Genomic DNA, 3,697 nt, shown 5'->3' on the forward strand with positions numbered 1-3,697 from the left:
CCTCCCTCCCCACCGCGCCGCGGGGGAGACGCCCCGCGGCGCGGTGGGGAGGGAGGGGGTCACAGAGGTCAGAACTCCCCGAGCCAGGCTTCCTGTGCCTTCTCCAGGGCGTCGTCGACCGACTGGTCGCCGGTGAGGGCGCCCTGCAGCTGCTCGTCGAACTCGCGCATCAGCTGCTCGGCGACCGGGAGCCCGACGAACTCGTTCGCCGGGTAGCCCGCCGAGTAGATGTCGAAGGCCTGCTTGTAGAGGTCGTCGCTCTGCGAGAAGTCCGGCGTCGACGTCGTGTTGCCGGGGAACGCGTTCGCGAGGGTGGAGAGGGTCGAGTTGGTCTCGGAGCTCATCAGGAACGAGACGAGCTTCGCGGCCTCGGCCGGGTGCTCGCTCGCGGCGGAGACGCCCAGACCCCAGGAGGCGTAGGGGATGCCGCGCTCGCCGCTGAAGCCGTCCTCGGCCGGGATGGCCGAGATGCTGAACGTCAGATCGGGGTTGGACTCGCGGATCGACTCGATGTGCGAGAGCGAGTCGATCATCATGCCGACACGGCCGTTCGTGAACTCCTCGACCTTGTCCTGCTCCTTCATCGTCGCTGCCCCGGGCGCGATGACGCCGTCCTCGTTCAGCTGGGCGATGTAGTCGATCGCGCTGGTGACGTCGTCGTTGGTCAGGTCAGGAGCGCCGTCCTTCAGCATGCTGCCGCCGGACGCCCACACCCATGACATGACGTCGTTCTGGATGCCGTTCGGAGCGTCGCTGGAGAGGGGGAGGACCCAGCCGCTCGTGTTGTCGCCGAGAGCGGTGATCGCCTTCGCCGCGGACTCGAACTCGCTGCGGGTCGAGGGCGGAGCGGTGACGCCGGCCTCCGCGAGGAGCGCGTCGTTGGTGAAGAGCGGGTAGACGAAGTTGACGACCGGCACCATCGCGGTCTTGTCGTCGACGACGACCTTCGATGACAGCTGGCTCTCGTCGAAGCCCGCGTCGGAGAGGAGCGGGCCCAGGTCGGCCAGCGCGCCCTGCTTCGCGAAGTCGCTGATCCACGCGCCGTCGAGCCCGACCACGTCGGACATCGTCCCGGCGGCCGCTCCGGCGAAGAGCTGCTCCTTGGTGGACGCGTACGGCCCGCTCAGGAGGTCGACGGTGATGCCGGGATTGGCCTTCTCGAAGTCGTCCATCAGTCCGCGGAGCGCGCCGTCCGGGAGCTCCGGCTCCCACCACTGCGCGAATTCGAGAGTGACGTCTCCTCCGGCGTCGGAGGATCCCCCGCCCTGGCTGCAGCCGGTGACCATCGTCGCGGCGAACGCCGCGCTCACGGTGATGACGACGGCTCTTCTAATCCGAGCACCCTTGCTCATGAGACTCCTCTGCGACTCTGCAGTGTTCTGCTGTTGTATGCGCCTTTGTGCGCTTGTGTTCTGTGAATGTAGCTCCACGTGCACTTGACTGCAAGATACGGCAGGAAACTGCTGCAATGTGCGACATTCGGCGGCTAGCGATGCGGAACCGCTGCGGTTTCCGGCGGTCGAGTTGCAGGTTCGTGCGGCTCGGTGTTAGAAAGCCCCCATGTCCGTCACCGAGCGCACCCCGTCCGCGAACGACGCTCCGCTGCGCCTCCCCGCAGGGCGCAAGGCCGATCTGGCGGCTTACGTGGCCGAGGCGGGGGAGGTGACGGTGGCCGCTCTCGCCCGCCGCTTCGCCGTCTCGGCGGACACGGTCCGGCGCGATCTCGACCAGCTCGACGCCGACGGCTACCTCGTCCGCACCCACGGCGGCGCGGTCTCCCTCTCCGTGATGCCGGCCACCGAGAAGCGCCTCGACGTGCGGCTCGGACTGCAACGCGGCGCGAAGGAGCGGATCGGCGCGCTCGGTGCGGGACTGATCGAGAACGGCGCCGTCGTGATGCTCAACGCCGGCACGACCTCGTTGGCTGTCGCCCGCCACCTGAACGACCACCGCGAGCTGACGATCGCGACCAACAATCTGCGCATCCCCGCCGAGATCGGCTCGAAGGTCTGCCGCGACCTCTTCGTCTTCGGCGGTGCCGTGCGGCTGGGCGGTCAGTCGACCGTGGGGCCCGTGGCCTTCGCCTTCTCGGAGTCCGGCTCCGCGGTCGATCTGCACTGCGACATCGGCCTCATCTCCGTCGGTGCCGTCTCCGCCGAGACCGGCTACTCGACCAGCAACTTCGCGGAGGGGGTGATGATGAGCGAGATGATCGCCCGCTGCGAGCGCGTCGCGATCCTCGCCGATCAGACCAAGTTCGGCCGGAAGCTCTTCGCCCAGGTCGCGGAGCTCGGTCGCGCGGATTATCTCGTCACCGACGCCCCGCCGCCCCCGGAGCTCGAGGAGGCCCTGCGCGACAGGGGAGTGGAGATCGTGCTCCCGGCCGGTGCGGCCGCCCGGGAGCGCTGACCCGCTCCTCACAGCACGTTGATCGCGGTGGCACGCCAGCGCGCGTCCGTGCCTTCGAGCCGGATCGCGACGGCCCGGCTCCGTGCGCGGTGATGCACCAGCACGACTCCCTCGACGACGCCGTCCCGCGGCTCCGTGACGATCACCCGTCCGACCGTGAACGGGACGCGCTGCGCCGTCCGCTTCCGCAGGCTGCGGGCGCGAGCCGCGAGCACGACCCGCTTCTGCAGGTGGTGGTAGACCTCGTCGCTCAGCCACCGCGCGATCTGGTCGATCTCGCGCGAGCCCTCGAGGATCTCGATCACGAGGTGCGTGAGCCGGGCGAGCAGGGGCTCCGGGTCGGGCAGCTCCGCGCGGGTCGCAGGCTGCGGGGCGAAGAACTCCGCGAGGGTGAGCCGCTCCACGGCCGCCTCGGGGTCGAGGGGGAGGGTGCGGTAGTCGAAGGCGTGGAGGGGAAGGCTCATGCGGCGATCTCCTGGGGCAGGACGAGCTGTTCACGGGTCCGGGTCACCTCTCTGCTCGACGGGCGGGGCGCGCTGGGTCGGCACGCGAGGACGACCTCATCGAAGCAGTCGAGGGATGCTCATGGAGTGCAGAGGCGCAGACTGTGGATAATCGTCGGCCGTCCCGAGCTGTGGACAGCGAGCCCGGCGTGCACCGCCCGGCCGCGCCCTAGGCTTGTCGGGTGTCGACCCTCAGTGACCTCGTCCTCTCCCACGGCCGATCCGACGAAGCGGACGTCGAATGGCTGCACCTGCTCGTCGGCGACCTGCAGCTGCTCGCCGACCTGGCCTTCGCCGACATCGTGCTCTGGGTGCCCACGGCCGACGCCAGCTTCGTCGCCGTCGCCCACGCGCGCCCCAGCAGCGCGGCGACGCTCTTCTACCGCGACTTCGTCGGGCAGAGGATCAAGTCGGAGTGGCGCGCCCAGGTCGTCGAGGCGTTCGAGACCGCGCGGATCGTCGACACCTCCGCCCCGGACTGGTTCGAGGAGACGCCCACCCGCGTGCGCGCGGTGCCCGTCCTGCGCCGCCTGGGCGCCTCCGACGGCGGCACGACGGACCGCCCCATCGCGGTCGTCACGCGCCACACCAACCTCAGCGAGACGCGCACGCCGAGCCGGCAGGAGCTGACGTTCAACGACTGCGCGAACGACCTCTTCTCGATGATCGCCTCGGGCGACTTCCCGGACCTGGGCGCGCCGACCGGTCCTCGTCGCGGGGCGCCGCGCGCGTCCGACGGACTGATCCGCCTGGACGTCGACGGCGTCACCACGTTCGCGAGCCCC

General features: G+C 69.9%; 4 protein-coding genes. 2 read left to right on the top strand and 2 right to left on the bottom strand.

Going from position 1 to position 3,697, the window contains the following annotated elements:
• Positions 1 to 68 precede the first annotated feature (68 nt).
• Positions 69 to 1,352, bottom strand: a complete 1,284-nt coding sequence (locus C5C27_RS16910) for a sugar ABC transporter substrate-binding protein (RefSeq protein WP_104239350.1) — start codon at positions 1,350 to 1,352, stop codon at positions 69 to 71.
• Between the two features lie 208 nt (positions 1,353 to 1,560).
• Here C5C27_RS16910 and C5C27_RS16915 point away from each other — a divergent pair, with 208 nt between their 5' ends.
• Positions 1,561 to 2,409 carry a DeoR/GlpR family DNA-binding transcription regulator gene (locus tag C5C27_RS16915; RefSeq protein WP_104239351.1) on the top strand — a complete coding sequence of 283 codons (849 nt, stop codon included), beginning with the start codon at positions 1,561 to 1,563 and terminating at the stop codon, positions 2,407 to 2,409.
• Positions 2,410 to 2,417: 8 nt separating this feature from the next.
• Here C5C27_RS16915 and C5C27_RS16920 read toward each other — a convergent pair whose 3' ends face one another.
• Positions 2,418 to 2,873: an Rv3235 family protein gene (locus C5C27_RS16920; RefSeq protein ID WP_219812326.1), complete on the bottom strand. Its 456-nt coding sequence runs from the start codon at positions 2,871 to 2,873 to the stop codon at positions 2,418 to 2,420.
• 221 nt (positions 2,874 to 3,094) lie between these two features.
• Between C5C27_RS16920 and C5C27_RS16925 the strand changes: the two genes are divergently transcribed.
• Positions 3,095 to 3,697 (top strand): histidine kinase N-terminal domain-containing protein (locus C5C27_RS16925; protein ID WP_181133580.1); only part of this gene is annotated, 603 nt, incomplete at its 3' end.

It is taken from the genome of Rathayibacter sp. AY2B7 (assembly GCF_002931635.1).
Taxonomy (GTDB): Bacteria; Actinomycetota; Actinomycetes; order Actinomycetales; family Microbacteriaceae; genus Rathayibacter.

Bases quoted from the DNA above. Each gene is read 5' to 3' on its own strand.
- C5C27_RS16910 (WP_104239350.1), bottom strand. From the start codon at position 1,352: ATGAGCAAGGGTGCTCGGATTAGAAGAGCCGTCGTCATCACCGTGAGC.
- C5C27_RS16915 (WP_104239351.1), top strand. From the start codon at position 1,561: ATGTCCGTCACCGAGCGCACCCCGTCCGCGAACGACGCTCCGCTGCGC.
- C5C27_RS16920 (WP_219812326.1), bottom strand. From the start codon at position 2,873: ATGAGCCTTCCCCTCCACGCCTTCGACTACCGCACCCTCCCCCTCGAC.